Below are 21284 nucleotides of genomic sequence, written 5' to 3' on the forward strand. Positions count from 1 at the left end.
AGCTGCTCCTCCTAGAGCCAGACCTTCTGGAGCATGTGCCAGTCCTGCGGGTGGTCGGCGATGCCGGCGGCGAAGGCGTCGGCGAGCATCTGGGTGGTCTTCTTGACCCGTTCGTCGAGCGGCCCTTCGGCGGGCGGGACGATCCGGCGCATCCGGGAGACGGTGCGCTGCTCGTCGAACCAGAGATCGACCGCGAAGAGCGGCGCGCCGGAGCGGATGGCGAGGATGGCGGGGCCGGCCGGCATCCGGGTGCGCCCGCCGAAGAACTCCACCTCGACGCCGTTGCGGGACAGGTCGCGGTCGCCGAGCAGCGGGACGATCCAGCCCTTGGCCAGATGCTCGGCGAGCACCTCGAGGGCCGGCCGCTCACCGCCGGTGAGCGGAAGGATGTGCATGCCGAGCTTCTCCCGGTACGCCAGGAACTGCTTGTACACGGCCTCGGGTTTGAGCCGCTCGGCCACCGTGATCATCGGCCAGTCGTGGGCGGCCACCCAGGCCCCGGCCACGTCCCAGTTGGCCAGATGCGGCAGCGCCAGCACCGCGCCGGTGCCGTCCTCGACCGACTGTTTCAACTGCCGGTAGCTCTCCGGCTCCATGAAGAACCCGTCGAGGAAATCCGCACGGCTCTGTGACGGAAGACGGAACGCCTCCATGTAATACCGCGCGTACGACCGGAGCGCGTCGCGTACCAGGGTGTCCGGCATGCCCTCGCCGACGACCTGCCGCAGGTTGCCGCGCAGCCGCTGGGTGCCGCGCCCGTTCGCCTTGTACGCCCGGTCCGCGGCGGCCCGGAACACGGCTTTCGCCACCGGCAGCGGCAGCGCGCGGACCAGCCGCCAGCCGGCGGCGTAACCCAGTTCGATCATGCGGTCTTTCACTCGGCGGGCACTTTCTCGCTGCGCGCCGCGTGGATCAGGCGCTGGAAGGCGGTGATGACGGAGAGTACGGCCAGCACCCAGAGCGCCGCGGGCAGGCCCCACTCCTGATCGGCGGCGCCGAGCAGGCCGCCGGCCCCGACGATGAGCAGCCGCTCCAGGCGCTCGGCGATACCGACGTCGGCGTTCAGCCCGAGACTCTCGGCACGGGCCTTGACGTAGGACACGACCTGACCGAACACGAGACTGATCAGCGCCGCGATCATCCCGTTGTACGGGTTGCCCTCGGTGGCCAGGTAGTAGACGACGGCTCCGAACACCGCGCCGTCGGCGATCCGGTCCATGGAGGAGTCGAGGAGCGCGCCGAACTTGCCGGACCCACCCCGCATCCGGGCCATTGTGCCGTCGAGGACGTCGGTGAGGGCGCACGCGGTTACGATCACGGTGCCCCAGAGGAGATGCCCCCGGGCGCCGAACCAGGAGCCGATCAGCACGCCGACGGTACCGGCGATGGTGACCGCGTTGGGGGACACGCCGATCCGGAGCAGGAGACGGGCGAGCGGGTCGACGCCGTACGCGACGACGGCGCGGGCCGTACTTTGAACGATCTTTGCCATGGCCGTCCCACCATAACGGCGCGCGACCAGCGGCGGTACGGCCCGGCCCCGGCAGTGGCCGTATCGTCACCATCCGGCACCTTTGCAGGGCTGAAGGTTCTTGCGGCCTTCAGCGTGCCGGGGGTTGGATTCAAAGAACAGCGGCGTAACGAACGGGAAACGACGGGAGCGCTCGGCATGGCGCAGAAGAGTTCGGAGAAGGGGTTTGCCGGCGCTGGCGCGCCGGCGGTGACAGACCCCGGCAGAGTTCGCAACGTGGTGCTGGTCGGCCACTCCGGTTCCGGGAAGACGACCCTGGCCGAGGCGCTGCTCGCGGCGACCGGCACGGTTCCCCGGGCGGGCACGGTCGCCGACGGCACCACGGTCACCGACCACGATCCGGCCGCGATCCGCCAGCAGCGCTCGGTCGCGCTGGCCTGCGCGCCGATCGTGCACGACGGCGTCAAGATCAACCTGCTGGACACCCCCGGTTACGCCGACTTCGTCGGGGAGCTGCGCGCCGGCCTGCGGGCCGCGGACGCCGCGCTCTTCGTCGTCTCCGCGGTCGACGGGGTGGACGACTCCACGATCGCCCTGTGGGACGAGTGCGCCACGGTCGGCATGCCGCGGGCGGTCGCCATCACCCGGCTGGACCATCCGCGCGCCGACTACGACGAGGCACTGCAGGACTGCCAGGAGGCGTTCGGCGACAACGTGCTGCCGGTCTTCCAGCCGATGCTCGGCGACGACGGCCAGTCGGTCGCCGGCCTGATCGGCCTGGTCACGCTGCGGGTGCTGGACTACTCCGACGGCTATCCCCCGGTGGCCCGCGAAGCCGACCGGGAGCACCTCAACCCGATCGCCGACGACCGGAACACGCTGATCGAGGGCATCATCGCGGAGAGCGAGGACGAGACCCTCATGGACCGCTACATCGGCGGTGAGCTGATCAGCACCGAGGCGCTCGTCCCGGACCTGGAGAAGGCCGTCGCGAAGGGCAACTTCTACCCCGTCGTGCCGGTCTGCGCGAACACCGGCGTCGGTCTCGACGCCCTGCTGGACCTGCTGGTCAGCGGCTTCCCGTCGCCGTTGGAGCACGACCTGCCGGTGGTCACCGGCGTGGACGGCTCACCCCGTGCCCCGCTGACCTGCGACCCGGACGGCCCGCTGGTGGCCGAGGTGGTCCGCACCACGATCGACCGGCACGTCGGCCGGGTGTCGCTGGTCCGGGTCTTCTCCGGCACCCTGCGCCCGGACCAGACGCTGCACGTCTCCGGCCACGGGATGGCCGAACGCGGCCACCCCGACCACGACGCCGACGAGCGGGTGGCGCACGTCTACTCCCCGCTCGGCGCCCAGCTGCGGGAGATCGGCCAGGCGGTGGCCGGCGACATCTGCGCGATCACCAAGTCGGGCAGCGCGGAGACCGGTGACACCCTGTCCGGCAAGGACGATCCGCTGCTGATGGAGCCGTGGACGATGCCCGAGCCGCTGCTGCCGATCGCGGTGGTGGCCAAGACCCGCTCCGACGAGGACGCCCTCGCCAAGAACCTGTCCCGGTTGGTGGCCGGCGACCCCACGCTGCGCCTGGAGCGCAACCCGGAGACCCATCAGCTGGTGCTCTGGACGATGGGCGAGTCGCACGCCGACGTGGTGCTGGAGCGGCTCCGTTCCGGTGGCGTGGAGCTGGACACCGAGCCGGTCAAGGTGGCGCTGCGGGAGACGTTCGGGGCGACGGCCAAGGGCCACGGCCGGCACGTGAAGCAGTCCGGCGGCCACGGCCAGTACGCCGTCTGTGACATCGAGGTCCAGCCGCTGCCCCGCGGCGAGGGTTTCCAGTTCGTCGACAAGGTGGTCGGCGGCGCGGTGCCGCACAACTACATCCCGTCGGTGGAGAAGGGCGTCCGGGCCCAGCTGGAGAAGGGGCTGGCCTCGGGTTACCCGATGGTCGACCTGAAGGTCACCCTCTACGACGGCAAGGCGCACAGTGTCGACTCCTCGGACGCGGCGTTCCAGACGGCCGGCGCGCTGGCGCTGCGCGCCGCCGCCGAGAGCGGGCAGATCACCCTGCTGGAGCCGGTGGACGAGATCGAGGTCCGTGTTCCGGAGGCGTACGTCGGCGCGGTGATGAGCGATCTCTCCGGCCGCCGCGGCCGGCCGCTGGGCAGCGAGTCCGGTGGCGCCGGCGAGCTCAGCGTGGTGCGGGCCGAGGTGCCGGCGACGGAGCTGATCCGCTATGTCGTGGAGCTGCGTGCCCTGACCTCGGGCACCGGCACGTTCACCCGCCGTTACCTGCGGCACGAGCCGATGCCCCCGCACCTGGCCGAGGTCGTCCGCAAGGAGCACGCACTCGCTAGATGACGATGGCGTTCGCCGCCTCGTGCAGCGGGGCGAGGACCTTGTCGATCACCTTCTCCTTCCGCGGGTGGAACCGCAGGGTCCGCATGCCGTAGTTGCGGAAGGCGATGGCGAGCCGGCTGCCGGGCACCATGTCGCCGACCATCTTGCGGCCGAAGGCCAGATTCTTGGCGACGTACGGCCGCATGGCCCGCTCGTAGCCGGCGAAGGCGGCGGGGTGCTCGCCGTCCGTCTTCGCCAGCTCGCCGGCGAGCACGAAGGCTCCGGTCAGGGCCAGGCTGGTGCCCTGACCGGAGGCGGGCGACGGGCAGAACCCCGCGTCGCCGAGCAGCACCACCCGCCCGGACGACCAGCTCGGCATGTCGACCTGGCTGATGGAGTCGAAGTAGAAGTCGGGCGTGCTGCCGAGGGCGGCCGCGAAGTCGGCGGTGCGCCAGCCGAGGCCCGCCATCGCGTCGCGGACGAGCCGTCTCTGGGCGGCCCCGTCCCGGCGGTCGTAGGCCAGCTCTGGTGACGCGAAGACGAACCCGACCCGGGCCGGCCGGTCGGCACCGAGTGCATAGGCGAAGGTCAGCCTGCCGGGCTCGGCGTAGTTGACCTCCTCGCGGTCGATGCCCAGCTCGTTGGGGGCCGACCAGATCGCGATGTACGCCCCGAGGTGGTGCGGCGCGACATCGCCGAACGCGTGCCGCCGCGTGGCCGAGTGCAGCCCGTCGGCGCCGACCACGATGTCGAACCGGCCGGTGTGGCCGCTCGCGAAGGTCACCTCCACCCCGCCCGGCCGGTCGGTCAGGCCGGCGATGGCGTCGCCGAACCGGTAGTCCGCGTCGGCGCTGGTGGCGTCGAACAGGATGCGGCCCAGGTCGCCGCGCATGATCTCCAGGTCGTCGCCGCGCCGGCCCATCAGCAGGCTCGCCGGGAGGGACGCGATGGCGCGACCGGACCGGCTCACATAGGTGGTCGTGCGCATCCCGGTGTCGTGGGCCCTGGCCTCCCCGTGCAGCCCCATCCTCGTGAGGACGGTCGTGGCGGCGCCGCGCACGTCGACCTTGTAGCCACCGGCACGCGGCTCGGCGGCCCGCTCGACGACGGTCACCCGGAAACCTGCCCGGGTCAGCCAGAAGGCGAGCGCCGGACCCGCCACACCCGCGCCTGAGATCAGGACCTCTCGACTCGTCATGCGTCGAACTATACAGACGTCTTATACACTTGTATAGAAGTTAGGATGCGCGGCATGGGGCACCGGGAAGATCTGCTGGTCGGAGCGAAGCGAGCCATCTACGAGAAGGGCTACGCGAACATCACGGCGCGCGACATCGTCGCCCTCTCCGGCACCAACCTGGCCTCCATCGGCTACCACTACGGGTCGACGAAAGCGCTGCTCACCGCCGCGATGCTGAGCGCCATGCAGGATTGGGGCGAGGCCGTCGGCCGGGCGCTCGGCGAGGACGACAGCGACACGGGCGACGATCCGATGCTGCGGTTCTGGCGGCGGGTGATCCGGTCGATCCACGACGAACGGCCGCTCTGGCTGGCCAGCGTCGAGGTGCTGACCCAGAGCGAGCACAACCCGGAGCTGCGCGCCCAGCTCGCCGGCGGGGTGCACGAGGGGCGCAAGGCGATGGCGGCGCTCGTCACCGGCATCCGCGAGGACGACCTCGACGAGACCGTGGTGCGGACCACCGGCGCGGCCCAGATGGCGCTGATGTCCGGGGTGGTGACCCAGTGGCTCACCGACCCGGCGACGGCCCCGTCCGCCGAGGAGATCGTCGCCGGGGTGCGGGCGCTATCCCGCGGCTGACGGCCAGGCCTTCATCAGCAGGTCGCGGGTCTCGTACAGCAACTGCGGCAGCACCTTGGTCCAGCCGACCACCTGCATGAAGTTCGCGTCGCCGCCCCACCGGGGCACGATGTGCTGGTGCAGGTGGGCGGCGATGCCGGCGCCGGCCACCGCGCCCTGGTTCATCCCGAGGTTGAAGCCGTGCGGGTTGCCGGTGGCCCGGATCACCCGCATCGCGGTCCGGGTGAACGCCGCCACCTCGACCGTCTCGGCCTCGGTCAGGTCGGTGTAGTCGGCGACGTGCCGGTACGGGCAGACCATCAGGTGACCGGGGTTGTACGGGTACAGGTTGAGCACCGCGAAGACCAGCTCACCCCGCGCCACCACCAGCGACTCCGCCTCCGGCCGGCCCGGCGCCAGGCAGAACGGGCAGCCGCCGGGCTTCTCGTATCCACCCTCCGGCCGGTCCTCCCCGGAGATGTAGGTCATCCGGTGCGGCGTCCACAGCCGCTCCAGTCCGTCCGGATCGCCGGCCCGCTCCTGCTCGTCCACGCTCCGTATCCTAGGCGGTACCGGCGGCCGTCTCATTCTCCAGAATCCCGTGCACGTGATGGGAGCCGCCGCCGCGGCGTTTGGCCACGTACATCGCGGTGTCGGCCTCGCGCAGCACGTCGTCCGGCCCGCCGCGGCCGTCCGACAGCGCGATCCCGATGCTCGCCGGGGTCCGCAGTTCGTGCCCGTCCACCGTCATCGGCTCGTTCAGCGCCTGCACCACCCGGTCCGCGACGACCTGCGCCCCGTCCACGTCGGCCAGGTCCTCGGCGAGGATGACGAACTCGTCGCCGCCCAGCCGGGCCACCGTGTCCTCGGTGCGCACGCAGGTCCGCAGCCGCTCGGCGACCACTTTCAGCACCAGGTCCCCGGCGTCGTGGCCGTACGTGTCGTTGATCGGTTTGAAGCCGTTGAGGTCGAGCAGCAGCACCCCGATCGGCCGGCCGCTGCGCCGGGCCCGGGCCAGGGCCGTGGTGAGCCGGTCCCAGAGCAGCGCCCGGTTGCCCAGCCCGGTCAGCATGTCGTGCATGGCCCGCCGGGTCAGCTCCTCGGTCAGGGCCACGCTGTCCAGCGCCAGCGACACCTGGGTGCGCAGCGTCTGCAGCGACTTCAGCACGTCGGCGGGCAGCTCGCGGTCCGCGCCCACGGTCATGATCCCGAAGAAGCGGGCACCGTTGAGAAGCGGGAACAGCGTCACGGGCCGGTCGCCGAGAGCGTCCACGCCGGTCAGGCCGAGCGCGGCCAGGCCCGGTCCGGAGACCACCTCCCCGTCGGCGAGCCGGGTCAGCAGCTCGCCCGGCACGCATTCGGAGGCCAGGCGGATACCGGAGACCACCTCGGCGCCGGCCCCGGCCGCGTGCAGGACGGTCCACTTCTCCGGGTCCTCCGGGGTGACCCGGACGATCGCCGTCCGGGCGCCGGGGCAGCCTGAGACCAGGGTGGCCGCGGCCGCGGCGGCCAGCCGGTGCACCTCGGCGGAGTCGTTGGTGGTGAGCAGACCGGTGCCCAGGTCGTTGAGCGTCTGTTCCCGGGACATCGCCTCGCGCAGTGCGGTCATGCCCGCGTCGATGCGCGTCACGAGGCGGCTGTTGTCCCGCAGGCCGACGATCTGCCGCGCCACCACCAGCGCGGTGAGCAGGATCGATCCGGCGACCAGCGGCCAGGAGCGCGCGTCGAGCCCGCGCATCAGGCCGCCGACGAGCAGCGCGTAGGTGAGCGCCACCGCGATGTACGGGCTCATGCTGGTCGGCCGCTGCACCGGCGCGGGCGTGGCCGCGCGTGTCTCGGCGGGTCCGGTGATCTTGCGATGCTGGGCCACCGCGACCCGGGTGAGCAGATGCGTGTAGAGCGCCCACAGTGCCAGCACGTAGTGCAGGTGCGGCTCGGGCAGTGCCCGTTGCGCCACGCTGACCACGGTGAGCAGGAGCCCGGCGGCGCCCCAGAGCATCAGGGCGAGGCGGCTGATCTCGGCCACGCCGCCGAGCAGCAGGCGGACCACGGCGAAGACCGCGACCAGGATCCCGCAGGTACGGATCAGGATCATCGCCGTCAGGAACGCGTCGGTGTCACCGCCCCGGAGCGGCTGGACCACGAAGTACCAGCAGAACAGCACCGCGGTGACCATCACGACGGCCATGTCGAGGCCGAGCCGGACGTTGCTCGCCGACCAGCGCGACCGGACCGGCACGCTGAGCAGCGCGGCCAGGGCGAGGCTCAGGGCCACCAGGTCGAGGAACTGGACCACCGGGTCGCCGCTGGGATAGGTGGTGGAGCCGGTGGTCACCGCCTGCGTCAGGGCGATCAGCGAGCCGCCGGCCGTCGTGCCCCAGGACGCCGCGGCGAGCAGCGAGAACCGCCGCGCGCCCGGGCGGGTGGCCAGGCGCGACGTCCGCCAGGCCAGCCAGGCCGGCACGGCCAGCAGCAGCGGCGCCGACACCCGGTACGCGTAGAACTGGAAGCCCCAGCCACCGGCATCGATCAGATGCGCCGGCACGAGGATCCCGGACAGGGCGAGGGCCACCAGGGCCATCGGGGGCATCCGGTACCGCATCGTTCCTCCGCATCCGCCGGCGCGCAGCGCACGGCCCTCCGACGTCACGTCGGAAGATCCGCGCCCGAGTTGAGGGAAACGCGCTGCGGGCCGGCGGCGGAAGGGATCAGGCGGCGGAGGGTCCGGTGTTGACCCGGGAGCGGACGATCTCGACGACGTGCGCGACGGCCTCGTCGATGGTGACGCCGTTGCGCTGCGAGCCGTCCCGGTAGCGGAACGACACGGTGCCGCCGTTGACGTCGTCGTCACCGGCGATCGCCATGAACGGGATCTTCTGCTGCTGCGCGGTCCGGATCTTCTTCTGCATCCGGTCGGTGGAGTGATCCACCTCGGCCCGGATGCCGGCTTTACGAAGCTTCGTGACGAATTCCTCGAGGTACGAAGCGTGGTCGTCGCGAATCGGGATGCCGACCACCTGCACCGGCGCCAGCCAGGCCGGGAACGCGCCCGCGTAGTGCTCGACGAGCACGCCGAAGAACCGCTCGATCGACCCGAACTTCGCCGAGTGGATCATCACCGGCTCCTGCCGGGAGCCGTCGGCCGCCTGGTACTCCAGACCGAACCGGGCCGGCTGGTTGAAGTCGTACTGGATGGTCGACATCTGCCAGGTCCGGCCGATCGCGTCGCGGGCCTGCACGCTGATCTTCGGGCCGTAGAACGCCGCGCCGCCCGGGTCCAGCACCAGGTCGAGCCCGGACTCCTCGGCCACGTCGGCGAGGACCTTGGTGGCCTTCTCCCACTGCTCGTCCGTACCGATGAACTTGTCGCTCTTCGGGTCCCGGGTGGACAGCTCCAGGTAGTAGTCGTCCAGGCCGAAGTCGTCGAGCAGCGACCGGACGAAGTTCAGCAGGTGCTTGATCTCGCCCGGCGCCTGCTCGGCGGTGACGTAGGAGTGCGAGTCGTCCTGAGTCAGGCCGCGCACCCGGGTCAGGCCGTGCACCACACCGGACTTCTCGTAGCGGTACACCGTGCCGAACTCGAACAGGCGCATCGGCAGCTCACGGTAGGACCGCCCGCGCGACCTGAAGATCAGGTTGTGCATCGGGCAGTTCATCGCCTTGAGGTAGTAGTTCGCCCCCTCCAGCTCCATCGGGGGGAACATGGTGTCCTTGTAGTAGGGCAGGTGTCCCGAGGTGTGGAACAGGCCCTCCTTGGTGATGTGCGGGCTGCCCACGTACTGGAAGCCCTCCTCGATGTGGCGGGCGCGGACGTAGTCCTCCATCTCGCGCTTGATCACGCCACCCTTCGGGTGGAACACCACCAGACCCGACCCGATCTCGTCGGGGAAGGAGAAGAGATCCAGCTCGGTGCCCAGCTTGCGGTGGTCCCGGCGCTCGGCCTCGGCAAGCCGGTTGAGGTACGCCTTGAGCTCGTCGCGTGACGGCCACGCCGTGCCGTAGACCCGCTGGAGCTGCGGGTTCTTCTCCGAGCCGCGCCAGTACGCGGCGGCCGAGCGCATCAGCTTGAACGCCGGGATCAGCCGGGTCGACGGCAGGTGCGGTCCGCGGCACAGGTCGCCCCAGACCCGCTCGCCGTCCTTGTTCAGGTTGTCGTAGTGGGTCAGCTCGCCCGCCCCGACGGCGGCGGCCTCCTCGTCGACGTCACCCTTGATGTCGACCAGCTCGAGCTTGAACGGCTCCTTCGCCAGCTCGGTCTTCGCCTCGTCGAGCGAGCCGTACTCCCGGCGGCGGAACGTCTGCCCGGCCTTGACGATCTCCTGCATCCGCTTCTCGAGCTTCGTCAGGTCCTCCGGCTGGAACGGCTTCTCCACGTCGAAGTCGTAGTAGAACCCGTCCCGGATCGGCGGGCCGATGCCCAGCTTCGCCTCCGGGAACACGTCCTGCACGGCCTGCGCGAGCACGTGCGCGGTCGAGTGGCGCAGCACGTCGAGACCGTCCGGCGTGTCGATCGCGACCGGGGTGACCTCGGTGTCGGCGGCGGGCGCCCAGTCCAGGTCACGCAGCCGGCCGTCGGCCTCGCGGACCACGACGATCGCCTTCGGCCCGTGCGCCGGGAGCCCGGCGGCGGCCACCGCGTCGGCCGCCGTAGTCCCGGCCGGGACGACTAGGGGGTCGGCCACAGCGGGTGTACGGGGTGCAGACACGGTGTTCTCCATTCAGACGGTGAGCAAGCGTCCTGATGCTATCCGCCGGGCCACGACGGGTTTCGCCCGGCGCAAGTCCTCCACCAGCGTGTCGACCTCAGCCGTCCATCACACCGCGGATCAACACGCATGAGGTCCGGCCTCGCCACCACCCGGCGTGTCGACCTCCGCCGTCCGTCGACGCCGCGGATCAACCCGCGGGCAGCCACGCCGGGAGCGGCTCCCGGGCGGCGAGCCAGGCCGGTGGGATGCCGTCGGCGCCGGTGTACGCCGCGACCACTCCCCCGGCGATCGCCGCGGTGGTGTCCACGTCCCCGCCGGCGACCACGCACGCGGCCACAGCCGCCGGATAGTCGTCCAGGAAGCGGTCGGCCACCCACAGCGCGAACGGCACCGTGTCTTGCGCGGTCGCCTGCGCCCCCGACCCCAGCCGGTGGGCCGCCTCGGCAACCGTCACGGTGCTCAGACCGGCGGCCTCGATCAGGCCGTCGTGCACCACCCCGGCCGGAGTGTGCCCGGCCACCGCACGCAGCAACCGCCCCCGGTCCGGCCGGTGCCCGTTGAGGCGGGAGGCGGCGGCGAACGCGGCTGCCACGGCCACCGCCACGCCACCGGCGATCCCCTCCGGGTGCGCGTGGGTGACCTCGGCCGCGCGTACCCCCTGGATCGCCGCGTGGGCCAGGGAGTCCGCATGCCAGGCGCCCAGCGGCGCCGCCCGCATCGCCGCGCCGTTGCCGCAGGAGCCCTGCCCGTTGAACGCCGCGGCCGCGGCGATCGGCCAGGGCAGGCCCTCCCGGATCTGGCGGAGCATCACCACCGCGCCCGGGCCGTAACCACGGTAGGGCTCGAACCGGTCCGCCAGAAGCCGGGCGAAGCCGTCCCGGTCGAAGTCGCCCTCGGCGAGGGCGCCGACCAGGCAGCAGGCCTCCTCGGTGTCGTCGGTCCACTCCCAGGGCGGCTTCGGGACACGGGCCTCGAGCAGGTCGGACGGGCGGTTTCCGGGCACGAAGTACTGGGCTCCGAGGGCGTCGCCGACGCTGAGGCCGGCGAGGCTGTCGAGAGCCAGGGCGAGCCGCGTACCGGGGAAGAGGGTGAAAGACATCGGTACTTCGGATCGTATTCCATCACTCAGTGTCATTAAAGGCTCTCGCTGGATCACCCTTTAGGTTCCAGCCCTCCCGGGACGCTACGGTCTTCGCATGGCCACGGTGTTGCTCGTCGAAGACGATCATGTCGTGCGCGGCGCCATGCTCCGATCGCTCGCCGACCGGGGGCACGCCGTGCACGCCGTCGGCACCGCCCTGGAGGCCCTCCGGCGGGTCGCCGCGGAGACGCCCGACCTGGTCGTGCTCGATCTCGGCCTGCCCGACCTGGACGGCTCCGACGCGCTGCGCATGCTGCGCGGGATCACCGACGTGCCGATCATCATCGCCACCGCCCGCGACGACGAGCAGACCGTCGTGCGGCTGCTGCGGGCCGGCGCCGACGACTACATGGTGAAGCCGTTCACCGGCGCCCACCTGGACGCCCGGATCGCCACCGTGCTGCGCCGCGTCGGCCGGGCCAGCCGCGCCGCGCAACCCGCCGTCCACGAGGTGGGCGAGCTCCGGGTCGACGTCGGCGAGCGCAGCGCCACCCTCGGCGATCAGCCGCTGGCGCTGACCCGCAAGGAGTTCGACCTGCTGGCCTACCTCGCCGCCCGTCCGGGCCGGGTGGTTTCCCGTCGTGAGCTGTTGGAGGAGGTATGGCGACAGCCATCGGTCGGCGAGGACCAGACCATCGACGTGCATTTGTACTGGCTCCGCCGGAAACTGGGCGAGTCCGCGGCGAAGCCCCGCTACCTGCGCACCGTGCGGGGGGTCGGATTCCGGTTGGTGGCGCCGGACTGAGGTTGCGGCTGGCGTACACGACCGCCGCCACCACGGCGATCGCCGCGCTGGTCTTCCTCGTCCCGCTGGGCTGGAGCCTGCGCAACGACCACCGGGACGCCGCGCTGGCCACCGCCGCCGAGCGCACCTCCACCGTGGCCGGCGCCATCTTCGCCGGCGGCGGTGAGCGGGGTGTGACCGCGGCGCGCGCCGCGGCCGGCGGCATCCCGGTCGTGCACACGCCCGGCATCGCGCCGGCCACGGGCGGCCGGGCCGGCGCCGAGCTGATCGACCGTGCCGCGACGGCGCCGGAGCCGACCATCGAGGACGTCGACGGCGGCGTGGTCCGGTTGCAGCCGGTGACCGTCGGCAACCGCACCTTCGTCGTCGAGGCGTTCGTGCCGGGCTCGGAGCTCAACCACGACACCGCCCGCGACTGGTGGCTGCTGCTCGGCCTGGCCGTGGTCCTCGTCGGCGGCTCGGTGGTGGCCGTGGACCGGCTCGCCCGTGGCGCGGTGTCGTCGGCCCGAGGGCTCGTCGACGCCGCGCTCGCGGTCGGCAACGGCGACCTGGCCGTGCGCGTGCAGCCGTCCGGGCCGCGCGAGCTGGCCGAGGCCGGTTACGCCTTCAACCGGATGGCCGACCGCCTGGTCACCTCCCGGACCGACGAGCGGGAGCTGGTCGCCGACCTTTCGCACCGGTTGCGGACCCCGCTGACCGCGCTGCGGCTGGACGCCGAGGCGCTCGACCCCGACGACACCCAGATCATCGACCTCACCGAGGACGAGGTGGACCGCCGGCGCGGCATCCGGCGCATCCGGCAGGCCATCGCGACCCTGGAGGACGAGGTCAACCAGCTGATCAACACCACCCGGCAGGCCGTCGCCGACCGGGCCGCCGCGGAGCCCGAGGAAGGGCTCTGCGACGCCAGCGAGGTGGTCCGGGAGCGGATGCGCTTCTGGTCGGCGCTCGCCGGCGACCAGGACCGGCAGTACCGGGTGGTCGGCGCGCACCTGCGGATCCCGGTGCCGGTGGCCCGGGCCGAGCTGGCCGCCGCGCTGGACGCTGTGCTCGGCAACGTGTTCCGGTACACCCCGCAGGGCACCGCCTTCGAGGTGGCGCTGTCGCGCCGGGACGGCTGGGTGGCGCTGCGCATCGACGACGCCGGGCCCGGCATCGGCGACCCGGAGCAGGCGCTGCGCCGCGGCCAGAGCCAGCAGGGCTCGACCGGTCTCGGCCTGGACATCGCCCGCCGGGCGGCCCAGGCCACCGGCGGCTCGGTCAGCATCGACCGGGCCGCGATGGGCGGGGCGAGCGTGGTGATGCTGCTGGCCGACGCGGACGCCACCCCGAAGCAGCCGAGCCGGTTCGGACTGGTCGGCCGGGGACGGCCGGCCCGCGACCGGGACCCGGTACGGCGACGGTGGCAGCGAGGACCACAATGAGCGCTGTCCCCCGATCGGAACAGCCCAGGCTTATAAGTTTTTTAAGAACGTTCCTTTGGCGGCGCAGGACTGGCATGGTTCCCTTCGATCCCATCCGGCTTCCCGGATCGCACCCCGCAGCGCGTCCCCATCGCCGCGAACCGGTGAGCCACCGCGCGGTGGGAGGCGGCCACCCCATGGGTCCCTCCCACCGCTACCCAGCTCGACGAGGAGACGCCGTGTCCGCCCATCGACGGCCGACGTTCCGCGGGTCGCCGCCAGGACGGCGCCGCGCGGCGAGCAGACGGAATCAACTCCGGACACGCTCCGCGACCTTCCGGCTCCTTCCGGTAGCCCTCGGCCTGGCCCTGCTCGGTGTGGGCGGCGTGCTCGGCCCCAGCGTGATCGGCGCCGGACCGGCCCAGGACGACTTCGCGCTGTCCGCGATCCCGGCCGACGCCCCCGAGCAGGGGCTGGTCTACAGCGGGTTGCGGCTGGCCTCGTCCGACTCGGTCTGCGCCGGGGCGTACCAGCTGTTCGACCAGACCTGCACGCACGGCCCCGACGCGGCGCCGGACGGCCTGGCGGTGCGCCGGGACGTGGCCCCGGTGACCGCCGGCAGCAACGCGGTGCCGGTGGTTCGGCGGGAGAAGGGCGGCGTGCCCGGTGACGCCGAGATCGCCCGGGACGAGGGCGGCAGCGCGATCACCGCGGACGCCCCGGCGCTGATCCCGGACGCGGCGCCGGGACAGGCCGACTTCATCCTCGGGCCGGACGACGTGGCGTGTGCCGGCGACGGGCGTAACGGCAAGCGGGTGCAACTGCTCTACCTGCACGAGGCGACGTCGGCGAGCCGGTACACGCAGTTCCTCAACTCGTTCCGGACCTGGGCCGCCGGGGTCGACCAGATCTACGACGCCAGCGCGGGCGAGACCGGCGGCTCCCGCCACATCCGGTACGTGACCACCCCCGAGTGCCGGGCCGACGTGGTCGAGGTGCAACTGCCGAACGGCTCGCTGCGCTCGTTCGCGGCGACCGTCGACGCGCTGCGCAGCCTCGGCTACAACCGGACCGACCGCAAGTACCTGATGTTCGCCGACACGAACCTGTACTGCGGCATCTCCACGTACGTCAACGACACCCGTCCCGGGCGGGGCAACCGCAACAACGGCGGCCCGTCGTACGCCCGGGTCGACGCCGGCTGCTGGAGCGCCACGATGGCCGCCCACCAGCTCACCCACAGCCTCGGCGCGATCCTCACCGACTCGCCGAACGCCACCGGCGCCGGCAGCTGCCTCGACGAGTACGACCTGCTCTGCGGGCAGGACCGGACCGGCAGACCGGTGAAGAACGTGTGCCCGAAGAAGAACGAGATCCGCCTCGACTGCGGTCACGACGACTACTTCAGCACCAACCCGGAGCCGAAGAGCTACCTGGACACCCACTGGAACGTGGCGCTCAGCGAGTTCCTGCTGCGCAGCGACGGCGGCGACGACATCCCCGACGTGCCGGGCGCCGCGGTGCCCACCCGGGCGCCGTCGTCCGCGCCGCCGTCGGCCGGCCCGTCCACCCCGGCGCCGGCGCCGACCAGCCCCACCCCCAGCCCGAGCGACCCGGCCTCCCCGGAGCCGAGCGGCAGCGTCTCGCCGAGCGGCAGCAGCTCCGCCGTCCCGGCGCCGGACCCGAGCACCACCCCGGTGGTTCCGCCTGTCGACATCACGCCGGTGGCGCACCAGGCCGCGCCGTCGGCCACGGCCACGGCCACCGCCCGGCCCGGCACCGGCGACCAGGAGGGGAACGCGGTTCCGGCCGTCCCGCCCGCCGTCACCGACGACGGCGTGCAGGCCGTGCTGGAGATCCGCGACCCGGCCAGCGGCTCGGTCCGGCTGAACTGGAGCGTGGCCGGTGACGACGCCGACTACGAGGTCTCGGTCGACGGTGAGCCGGTGGCCACCACCCGGTCCACCCGGGCCCGCCTGATCGGGCTGAAGCCGGACGCGAGGTACCTGGTGGAGGTGCGTAACCGCAAACTCGGCTACCACGCCAAGGCGACCGCGCAGACCGCCCCGGCGGCCCGCCCGGTGCAGAACTCGTGGTTCGTGCTGACCAACTCGCTGACCGGCGGCGCGGCCGATCTGTACGCGGCCCGCTCCACCGACGGCACCCCGGTCACGCTCGGCAACGACGAGGGCGGCACCCAGCAGCAGTGGCAGCTGGTGCCGGCCGAGGACGGCACGTACACGCTGGTCTCGAAGGCGAGCAACAGGTGTGTAGCGCCGCTCGGCGGGGTGGCGGTCTCCGGCGCTCCGCTGGTGCAGGGCGACTGCACGTCCGGTCCGGCGACCCGCTGGACGCTGCGCGCCTCGGCGTACGGCTTCACCATCCGCGCCGCCACCGGTGACCTGGTGATCGGGGTCGGCGCCCAGCGTTTCGGCACGCACCGCGTGCTGGTCCTGCAGGAGGACACCGGGCAGCGGCACCAGAGCTGGACGGCGGTCCCCGACTGAGGCCGCCGGCGACGACGCGGCCCTTGACGGAAGAGAAGCGAATGCCCGATCTGCTGAGAAGGCCGGAGACCGAGCCGGACGAGGATCCGGCCCGGTTCAACCGGCGGCGGCTGGTGCGATGGCTGACCATCCTGACCATCGGCACCATGACGATGGTCGCCTGCTGGCAGGACCCGCTCTACCCCTGAGCGGTGGTGTAGGCGTCGATCTCGGCGAGCAGCGCGGCCTTCCCGCCGTCGGTGTGGAAGCTGTGCCGGACCGCGGCGCGGGCCAGGTCGGCGACCCCGGCCGCGTCCAGGTCCAGCAGGCGGGCGGCGACCGCGTACTCCTGCTCCAGAGTGGTGCCGAACATCGGCGGGTCGTCGGAGTTGACACTGACCGGCACCCCGGCGGCCACCAGCGTGGCGATCGGGTGCTGGTCGAGGTCGGCGACCGCGCGGGTGCGCAGGTTGGAGGTCGGGCACACCTCGAGCGGGATGCCGTACTCGGCGAGGTGGGCCATCAGCCGCTCGTCACCGGCGGCGGCGATGCCGTGGCCGATCCGCTCGGCGCCCAGCTCCCGCAGGGCGTCCCAGACGGTCTCCGGGCCGGTGGTCTCCCCCGCGTGCGGGACGCTGCGCAGGCCGGCCGCGCGGGCGGCGTCGAAGTACGGCTTGAACTGGGGCCGCGGCACCCCGATCTCCGGCCCACCCAGTCCGAAACTGATCAGGCCGTCGGGCCGGTCGTCGAGGGCGATCCGCAGCGTCTCCTCGGCCGCGGCCAGCCCGGCCTCGCCCGGGATGTCGAAACACCACCGCAGCTCGACGCCGAAGTCCCGGGCGGCGCCGGCGCGGGCGTCCTCGATCGCCTCGCAGAACGCCTTCGCCGGGATGCCGCGGCGGACACTCGAGTACGGCGTGACGGTGAGCTCCGCGTACCGGACGTTCTGCCGGCCCAGCTCCCGCCCGATCTCGTAGGTGAGCAGCCGCACGTCCTCGTCGTCGCGGATCAGGTCGACCACGCTCAGATAGACCTCGATGAAGTGCGCGAAGTCGCGGAACTCGAAATACTTCGCCAGCTGCGCCGGGTCGGCCGGGACCGGCGAGCTGCCCTCGTGCCGGGCGGCCAGCTCGGCGACGATCCGCGGCGACGCGGAGCCGACGTGATGCACGTGCAGCTCGGCCTTGGGCAGACCGGCGATGAACCCTGTCAGATCCGTCAACATTCCTCCTGAACTTCGAGCGTGTGGCTCTCGGGCGCCATGCCCACACACTGCCGGGCGTGTGGCTCTCGGGCGCCGTGCACGCCCGAACCTCACACGCCGTGGGTGCGGGCCACCACGAAGATACGGCGGAAGGGGAACGCGACGAGGCCGTGCCGCTCCGGATGGTCGGCGGCGACCCGGGCCGCCAGCTCGGCACGGAACGCGGCCCACTCCCGTTCCTCCAGCGCGGCCCGGATCGGCCGCAGCGTGGTGCCCTCCAGCCAGCGCAGCACCGGATGCTCCGCGCCGGCGGGCAGCATGTGCAGATAGGTGGTCTCCCACGCGTCGACCGCCGCGCCCGCCCCGGTGAGCAGCTCGGCGTAGCCGGCCGCGTCGAGCACCGGGTCGCCGTCGAGGCCGATCGGCGCCAGCTCCCGCACGGCCTGGTGTGCGGGGCTGCCGAAGTTGCCGGGGACCTGCATCGCGATCCAGGCGCCGGCCGGCATCGCGGCGGCCCAGCGGGCCAGCATCGCGGGATGCCCGTCGACCCATTGCAGAGCGGCGTTGGTGACCACCACGTCCACGTCCGGACCGGGATGCCAGTCGGCGATGTCGCCGAGCCGGAACTCGACCGGCCCGGGGCCGGCCGCCTTCTCGATCATCTCGGGGGACGAGTCGATGCCGGTGATCCGCGCGGACGGCCAGCGATCGGCGAGCGTACGGGTCAGTTCACCGGGGCCGCAGCCGAGGTCGACGACGGTGCGCGGGTTCTCCGCGCCGATCTGCCGGACGAGGTCGAAGAAGGGGCGGGAGCGTTCGGCCCCGAAACGGCGGTAGACAGCGGGATCCCACATGCTTCCTCCAAACCGTACGTCCGTCTTGTTTCAAGCTATCAGCCTGGCGGTAGTGTCACGATGTGGAAAATCGAAGCTTTCGGAAGCTGGGCCGCAGCGTCGGAGTGGTCGGTCTCGGCGCCTGGCAGCTCGGCGCGGACTGGGGCGACGTCAGCGAGGCCGACGCGCACGCGACCCTGCAGGCCGCCGTGGACGCCGGGGTCACCTTCATCGACACCGCCGACGTCTACGGCGACGGCCGCAGCGAGCAGATCATCGGCTCGTTCATCAAGGACCGCCCCGGCCTGACGGTCTTCACCAAGATGGGCCGTCGGCTGCCGCAGGAGCCGGCGAACTACCACCTGGACAACTTCCGGGCCTGGACCGACCGTTCCCGCGCCAACCTCGGCGTCGACACCCTCGACCTGGTGCAGCTGCACTGCCCGCCGACCCCGGTGTTCAGCAGCGACGAGGTCTTCGACGCGCTCGACACCCTGGTCGCCGAGAAGCGGATCGCGGCGTACGGGGTGAGCGTCGAACGGGTCGACGAGGCGCTCACCGCGATCGCCCGCCCCGGCGTGGCGAGCGTCCAGATCATCCTGAACGCGTTCCGGCTCAAGCCGCTGGAGCGGGTGCTGCCGGCCGCCGCCGAGGCCGGGGTCGGCATCATCGCCCGGGTCCCGCTCGCCAGCGGCCTGCTCTCCGGGCGGTACGACGAGGACACCACCTTCGCCGCCGACGACCACCGCAACTACAACCGGCACGGCGAGGCCTTCGACGTCGGCGAGACCTTCTCCGGCGTGGACTTCCGGGTCGGCCTGGAAGCGGTCCGCCGGCTGCGCCCCCTGGTGCCGGCCGGCGCCACGATGGCGCAGTTCGCGCTCCGCTGGATCATCGACCAGCCCGCCGTCACCGTGGTGATCCCCGGCGCCCGCAATGCGGAGCAGGCCCGGGCCAACGTGGCCGCCGCGGACCTCGCCCCGCTCCCGCCGGAAAGCCAGGAAATGATCACCGCGGTCTACGATGAGTTGATTCGCCCACAGGTGCACGACAAATGGTGAACAATGAAACGGAGTCACCGCGGCTGAGAGGCTGGCTCACCATGTCTCTCGGTCTGCTGGCTCTGGTTCTCGGTGGAGTGTGGACGCTCCAGGGCCTGGGCCGGATCGGCGACGGCCTGATGAGCGACCGGACCGGATGGGCCGTGGTCGGTGGCGTCCTGATCGTCGCCGGCCTGGCGCTGATCGTGCTCGGCATGCGCCGGCGCTCCGCCGGACGATAGACGAAAGAGGCCCCGCATCCTCGATGAGGCTGCGGGGCCACGGTCGGGCCGACCTCCGCCAGGCGGTCGGCGAACCGGTCTCACGACCGGCTTAGATAAGGTCTCAGAGCGGGCGAACCTGCTCCGCCTGCGGGCCCTTCTGGCCCTGGGCGATCTCGAACTCCACCCGCTGGTTCTCCTCCAGAGTGCGGTAACCGCTCGTCTGGATGGCCGAGAAGTGGACGAACACGTCAGCACCCCCGCCGTCGACGGTGATGAAGCCGAAGCCCTTGTCTGCGTTGAACCACTTCACGGTTCCTTGCGCCATGCTGAACTCTCCTTCTGAAAATGCCGGCCCGCCCAACCGCGGCAGCGCGGGGCCGATGACCGTTTTCGAGCAGCGGTACCGCGAGGCGGCCTTTCAGAGGACGTCCCCTCCGCCCAGCCCTCGTGACGCCTTCCGACCCTCCCGGGTGGGGCTGGCGTCGCGTGGGTCGACCGGAAGCAGCGAACCACGTACGCAAAAACTGGCCACACTGTACCCGAAAATCAGCCCGTAAAGCTGCCCCGCGAAGGAATCCGATAATGGGTGACCGATATGGAAAAGGTCCCCCGCTTCGCAACGTTCGAAGCGAGGGACCGGCAAGACTCTCGTCTATGCCCCAGATGATCTAGTCGGGCCAGGTACCCGTCAGTTTCTGCGTGGTGATGGCGCCGCCACGGTGCACCGCGGCCTTCACCACCGAGAAGATCACGCCCTGCAACGCGGCCGCGACGAGGATCTCGCCCCAGCCACGATCCGGGTCGCCGGCGTCCGGCGCGTCGTCGTCGCCGGCGACCAGCTTCCACGCCTCCTTGAAGAGGAAACCGGCGGCCGCACCCGCCGCGAAGCCCAGTGCCACATTGACCGGCTTCAGGGCGACCTTCTGCAGCTTGCCCATCAACGCCTCCCACGCATGATCAGGATGACACCGGCCACCGCGGCGATCCCGGCGAAGGCCAGCACCAGCGGGAACGGGTTCGCCCGCACCCGGGAACCGGCCTCCAGGGCCAGCTCGCGCGGCGGCGTCTCCCGCACGTGCCCGGTGGCGCCGAGCGCCGCCTCACGAACCCGCCCGGTGACCGTGGCCGCCCGGGTCAGGACCCGCTGCTTCGTCTCCTCGACCTGCTCGCGGGCGCGCTGCTTCGTCTCCTCGACCTGCTCGCGGGCGCGGGCCTTGACGTCCGCCCGCGCGGCCAGCACCTGCACCGTCTCACCGAGCTCGGCGCGCGTCTGCTGGATGTCCGCCCGCAGCGCCGTCAGATCCGGCTTCGCCGCATTCCCATTGTTTCCAGCATTCACATTGTCGTCCGTCATGCCTGTCCCCCCTCTCGGGCGTCAAAAGCGCAGGTAGAGCCGCGCATGAACTCACTCCGTTCGCTCATGCCCGGCTGCGCTCCTTGACCGCGTGCTTCACTTCGTCGACGTCGGCCTTGACGCTCGCGATCGCGGCCGAGGGTTCCGGCGGCACCGCCCGGTTCACCTGCTTCTTGCCCAGCAGCGCGAGCACGCCCGCGACCGCGAAGAGCACGACGGTGACGATCAGCGCCGCGGCCCACAGCGGAAGGACCAGGTCCAACGCGATGACCGTCGTCGCGATCGCCGCACCCAGTCCGTACAACGCCAGCACTCCGGCGCCACCGAACAGCCCCGCGCCGATACCGGCACGCTTACCCTTCTCCGTCAGCTCCGCCTTGGCCAGGGTGATCTCGTCGCGGACCAGACGGCCGAGCTGCTCGCTCGCGCGCTGCACCAGTTCGGCAGTGGACTGCTCGGAGATCGGCCGGGCGGGAACGCCGTTCAAGACATCGGCCATCATGTTCCCCCTTTCCGTGTGAACGGGGTATGCCCTG

The 21284-nt window shown here is 71.8% G+C and carries 21 protein-coding genes; 8 read left to right on the plus strand and 13 right to left on the minus strand.

Features of this window, described 5'->3' with window-relative positions; genetic code table 11:
• Positions 1-11: 11 nt before the first annotated feature.
• On the minus strand, positions 12-866 hold the full coding sequence (locus Aut01nite_RS43300) for a phosphatidylinositol mannoside acyltransferase (RefSeq protein WP_043526094.1): 855 nt from the start codon (positions 864-866) through the stop codon (positions 12-14).
• A gap of 8 nt (positions 867-874) precedes the next feature.
• On the minus strand, positions 875-1492 hold the full coding sequence (gene pgsA, locus Aut01nite_RS43305) for a phosphatidylinositol phosphate synthase (protein ID WP_239124596.1): 618 nt from the start codon (positions 1490-1492) through the stop codon (positions 875-877).
• Positions 1493-1669: 177 nt separating this feature from the next.
• Here pgsA and Aut01nite_RS07920 point away from each other — a divergent pair, with 177 nt between their 5' ends.
• A complete protein-coding gene (locus tag Aut01nite_RS07920) occupies positions 1670-3832 on the plus strand; it encodes an elongation factor G-like protein EF-G2 (RefSeq protein ID WP_043525908.1) in 2163 nt (720 codons plus the stop codon).
• Here the strand turns inward: Aut01nite_RS07920 and Aut01nite_RS07925 are convergent.
• Positions 3825-5009, minus strand: a complete 1185-nt coding sequence (locus Aut01nite_RS07925; RefSeq protein WP_043525910.1) for an FAD-dependent monooxygenase — start codon at positions 5007-5009, stop codon at positions 3825-3827. The two genes, Aut01nite_RS07920 and Aut01nite_RS07925, sit on opposite strands and share 8 nt — an antisense overlap.
• A 54-nt stretch (positions 5010-5063) precedes the next feature.
• Between Aut01nite_RS07925 and Aut01nite_RS07930 the strand changes: the two genes are divergently transcribed.
• Positions 5064-5630, plus strand: coding sequence for a TetR/AcrR family transcriptional regulator (locus tag Aut01nite_RS07930; RefSeq protein ID WP_043525912.1), 567 nt, complete (start codon positions 5064-5066; stop codon positions 5628-5630).
• Here Aut01nite_RS07930 and Aut01nite_RS07935 read toward each other — a convergent pair.
• The 4 genes from Aut01nite_RS07935 to Aut01nite_RS07950 form a co-directional block, all read right to left on the minus strand.
• Positions 5616-6098, minus strand: a complete 483-nt coding sequence (locus tag Aut01nite_RS07935; RefSeq protein ID WP_236642754.1) for an HIT family protein — start codon at positions 6096-6098, stop codon at positions 5616-5618. The genes Aut01nite_RS07930 and Aut01nite_RS07935 overlap by 15 nt on opposite strands.
• 73 nt (positions 6099-6171) lie before the next feature.
• Positions 6172-8211 (minus strand): GGDEF domain-containing protein, encoded by a 2040-nt coding sequence (locus Aut01nite_RS07940; protein ID WP_052163836.1) that lies wholly within the window; start codon positions 8209-8211, stop codon positions 6172-6174.
• Between the two features lie 106 nt (positions 8212-8317).
• Positions 8318-10315 carry a threonine--tRNA ligase gene (gene thrS / locus Aut01nite_RS07945; RefSeq protein WP_173476686.1) on the minus strand — a complete coding sequence of 666 codons (1998 nt, stop codon included), beginning with the start codon at positions 10313-10315 and terminating at the stop codon, positions 8318-8320.
• A 190-nt stretch (positions 10316-10505) separates the two neighbouring features.
• Positions 10506-11417, minus strand: a complete 912-nt coding sequence (locus Aut01nite_RS07950) for an ADP-ribosylglycohydrolase family protein (protein WP_043525918.1) — start codon at positions 11415-11417, stop codon at positions 10506-10508.
• A 97-nt stretch (positions 11418-11514) separates the two neighbouring features.
• Between Aut01nite_RS07950 and Aut01nite_RS07955 the strand changes: the two genes are divergently transcribed.
• From Aut01nite_RS07955 to Aut01nite_RS07970, 4 genes are all read left to right on the plus strand, one after another.
• Entirely contained in the window at positions 11515-12204 is a 690-nt protein-coding gene (locus tag Aut01nite_RS07955; protein ID WP_043525920.1) for a response regulator transcription factor, read from the plus strand.
• A 2-nt stretch (positions 12205-12206) separates the two neighbouring features.
• Complete coding sequence (locus Aut01nite_RS07960) at positions 12207-13628, plus strand: HAMP domain-containing sensor histidine kinase (protein WP_173476687.1); 1422 nt, start codon at positions 12207-12209, stop codon at positions 13626-13628.
• Positions 13629-13846: 218 nt separating this feature from the next.
• Positions 13847-16114 (plus strand): RICIN domain-containing protein, encoded by a 2268-nt coding sequence (locus Aut01nite_RS07965; protein WP_043525922.1) that lies wholly within the window; start codon positions 13847-13849, stop codon positions 16112-16114.
• A gap of 41 nt (positions 16115-16155) precedes the next feature.
• A complete protein-coding gene (locus Aut01nite_RS07970) occupies positions 16156-16302 on the plus strand; it encodes a hypothetical protein (RefSeq protein ID WP_173476688.1) in 147 nt (48 codons plus the stop codon).
• On the opposite strand, the gene Aut01nite_RS07975 is transcribed toward Aut01nite_RS07970, so the two are convergent.
• Together Aut01nite_RS07975 and Aut01nite_RS07980 are read right to left on the minus strand one after the other, a co-directional pair.
• The gene (locus tag Aut01nite_RS07975; RefSeq protein WP_043526098.1) at positions 16293-17315 is read right to left on the minus strand and encodes an adenosine deaminase; all 1023 of its coding nucleotides are present in this window, start codon (positions 17313-17315) and stop codon (positions 16293-16295) included. The genes Aut01nite_RS07970 and Aut01nite_RS07975 overlap by 10 nt on opposite strands.
• Before the next feature lie 92 nt (positions 17316-17407).
• A complete protein-coding gene (locus tag Aut01nite_RS07980; RefSeq protein WP_043525924.1) occupies positions 17408-18151 on the minus strand; it encodes a methyltransferase domain-containing protein in 744 nt (247 codons plus the stop codon).
• Positions 18152-18213: 62 nt separating this feature from the next.
• On the opposite strand from Aut01nite_RS07980, the gene Aut01nite_RS07985 reads away from it, so the two are divergent.
• Positions 18214-19191 carry an aldo/keto reductase gene (locus Aut01nite_RS07985; protein ID WP_043525926.1) on the plus strand — a complete coding sequence of 326 codons (978 nt, stop codon included), beginning with the start codon at positions 18214-18216 and terminating at the stop codon, positions 19189-19191.
• 41 nt (positions 19192-19232) lie between these two features.
• The gene (locus Aut01nite_RS07990) at positions 19233-19412 is read left to right on the plus strand and encodes a hypothetical protein (protein ID WP_373871456.1); all 180 of its coding nucleotides are present in this window, start codon (positions 19233-19235) and stop codon (positions 19410-19412) included.
• Positions 19413-19515: 103 nt separating this feature from the next.
• On the opposite strand, the gene Aut01nite_RS07995 is transcribed toward Aut01nite_RS07990, so the two are convergent.
• The 4 genes from Aut01nite_RS07995 to Aut01nite_RS08010 all read right to left on the minus strand — a co-directional run bounded on the left by Aut01nite_RS07995 (position 19516) and on the right by Aut01nite_RS08010 (position 21247).
• Entirely contained in the window at positions 19516-19719 is a 204-nt protein-coding gene (locus Aut01nite_RS07995) for a cold-shock protein (RefSeq protein WP_011905669.1), read from the minus strand.
• 343 nt (positions 19720-20062) lie between these two features.
• Complete coding sequence (locus Aut01nite_RS08000) at positions 20063-20335, minus strand: DUF4235 domain-containing protein (RefSeq protein WP_043525930.1); 273 nt, start codon at positions 20333-20335, stop codon at positions 20063-20065.
• Positions 20332-20748 (minus strand): DUF3618 domain-containing protein, encoded by a 417-nt coding sequence (locus Aut01nite_RS08005; RefSeq protein ID WP_043525932.1) that lies wholly within the window; start codon positions 20746-20748, stop codon positions 20332-20334. Before Aut01nite_RS08005 ends, Aut01nite_RS08000 begins: the two co-directional genes overlap by 4 nt.
• A gap of 64 nt (positions 20749-20812) precedes the next feature.
• Positions 20813-21247, minus strand: coding sequence for a phage holin family protein (locus Aut01nite_RS08010; RefSeq protein ID WP_043526100.1), 435 nt, complete (start codon positions 21245-21247; stop codon positions 20813-20815).
• Between the last annotated feature and the right edge of the window lie 37 nt (positions 21248-21284).

This window comes from Actinoplanes utahensis (genome assembly GCF_016862455.1).
Taxonomy (GTDB): domain Bacteria; phylum Actinomycetota; class Actinomycetes; order Mycobacteriales; family Micromonosporaceae; genus Actinoplanes; species Actinoplanes utahensis.

What these genes read in the sequence shown, in the direction of transcription:
- Aut01nite_RS43300 (WP_043526094.1), bottom strand. Translation starts at nt 866, where the DNA reads ATGATCGAACTGGGTTACGCCGCCGGCTGGCGGCTGGTCCGCGCGCTG.
- pgsA (WP_239124596.1), bottom strand. Translation starts at nt 1,492, where the DNA reads ATGGCAAAGATCGTTCAAAGTACGGCCCGCGCCGTCGTCGCGTACGGC.
- Aut01nite_RS07920 (WP_043525908.1), top strand. Translation starts at nt 1,670, where the DNA reads ATGGCGCAGAAGAGTTCGGAGAAGGGGTTTGCCGGCGCTGGCGCGCCG.
- Aut01nite_RS07925 (WP_043525910.1), bottom strand. Translation starts at nt 5,009, where the DNA reads ATGACGAGTCGAGAGGTCCTGATCTCAGGCGCGGGTGTGGCGGGTCCG.
- Aut01nite_RS07930 (WP_043525912.1), top strand. Translation starts at nt 5,064, where the DNA reads ATGGGGCACCGGGAAGATCTGCTGGTCGGAGCGAAGCGAGCCATCTAC.
- Aut01nite_RS07935 (WP_236642754.1), bottom strand. Translation starts at nt 6,098, where the DNA reads ATGACCTACATCTCCGGGGAGGACCGGCCGGAGGGTGGATACGAGAAG.
- Aut01nite_RS07940 (WP_052163836.1), bottom strand. Translation starts at nt 8,211, where the DNA reads ATGCGGTACCGGATGCCCCCGATGGCCCTGGTGGCCCTCGCCCTGTCC.
- Aut01nite_RS07950 (WP_043525918.1), bottom strand. Translation starts at nt 11,417, where the DNA reads ATGTCTTTCACCCTCTTCCCCGGTACGCGGCTCGCCCTGGCTCTCGAC.
- Aut01nite_RS07955 (WP_043525920.1), top strand. Translation starts at nt 11,515, where the DNA reads ATGGCCACGGTGTTGCTCGTCGAAGACGATCATGTCGTGCGCGGCGCC.
- Aut01nite_RS07970 (WP_173476688.1), top strand. Translation starts at nt 16,156, where the DNA reads ATGCCCGATCTGCTGAGAAGGCCGGAGACCGAGCCGGACGAGGATCCG.
- Aut01nite_RS07980 (WP_043525924.1), bottom strand. Translation starts at nt 18,151, where the DNA reads ATGTGGGATCCCGCTGTCTACCGCCGTTTCGGGGCCGAACGCTCCCGC.
- Aut01nite_RS07990 (WP_373871456.1), top strand. Translation starts at nt 19,233, where the DNA reads ATGTCTCTCGGTCTGCTGGCTCTGGTTCTCGGTGGAGTGTGGACGCTC.
- Aut01nite_RS07995 (WP_011905669.1), bottom strand. Translation starts at nt 19,719, where the DNA reads ATGGCGCAAGGAACCGTGAAGTGGTTCAACGCAGACAAGGGCTTCGGC.
- Aut01nite_RS08005 (WP_043525932.1), bottom strand. Translation starts at nt 20,748, where the DNA reads ATGACGGACGACAATGTGAATGCTGGAAACAATGGGAATGCGGCGAAG.
- Aut01nite_RS08010 (WP_043526100.1), bottom strand. Translation starts at nt 21,247, where the DNA reads ATGGCCGATGTCTTGAACGGCGTTCCCGCCCGGCCGATCTCCGAGCAG.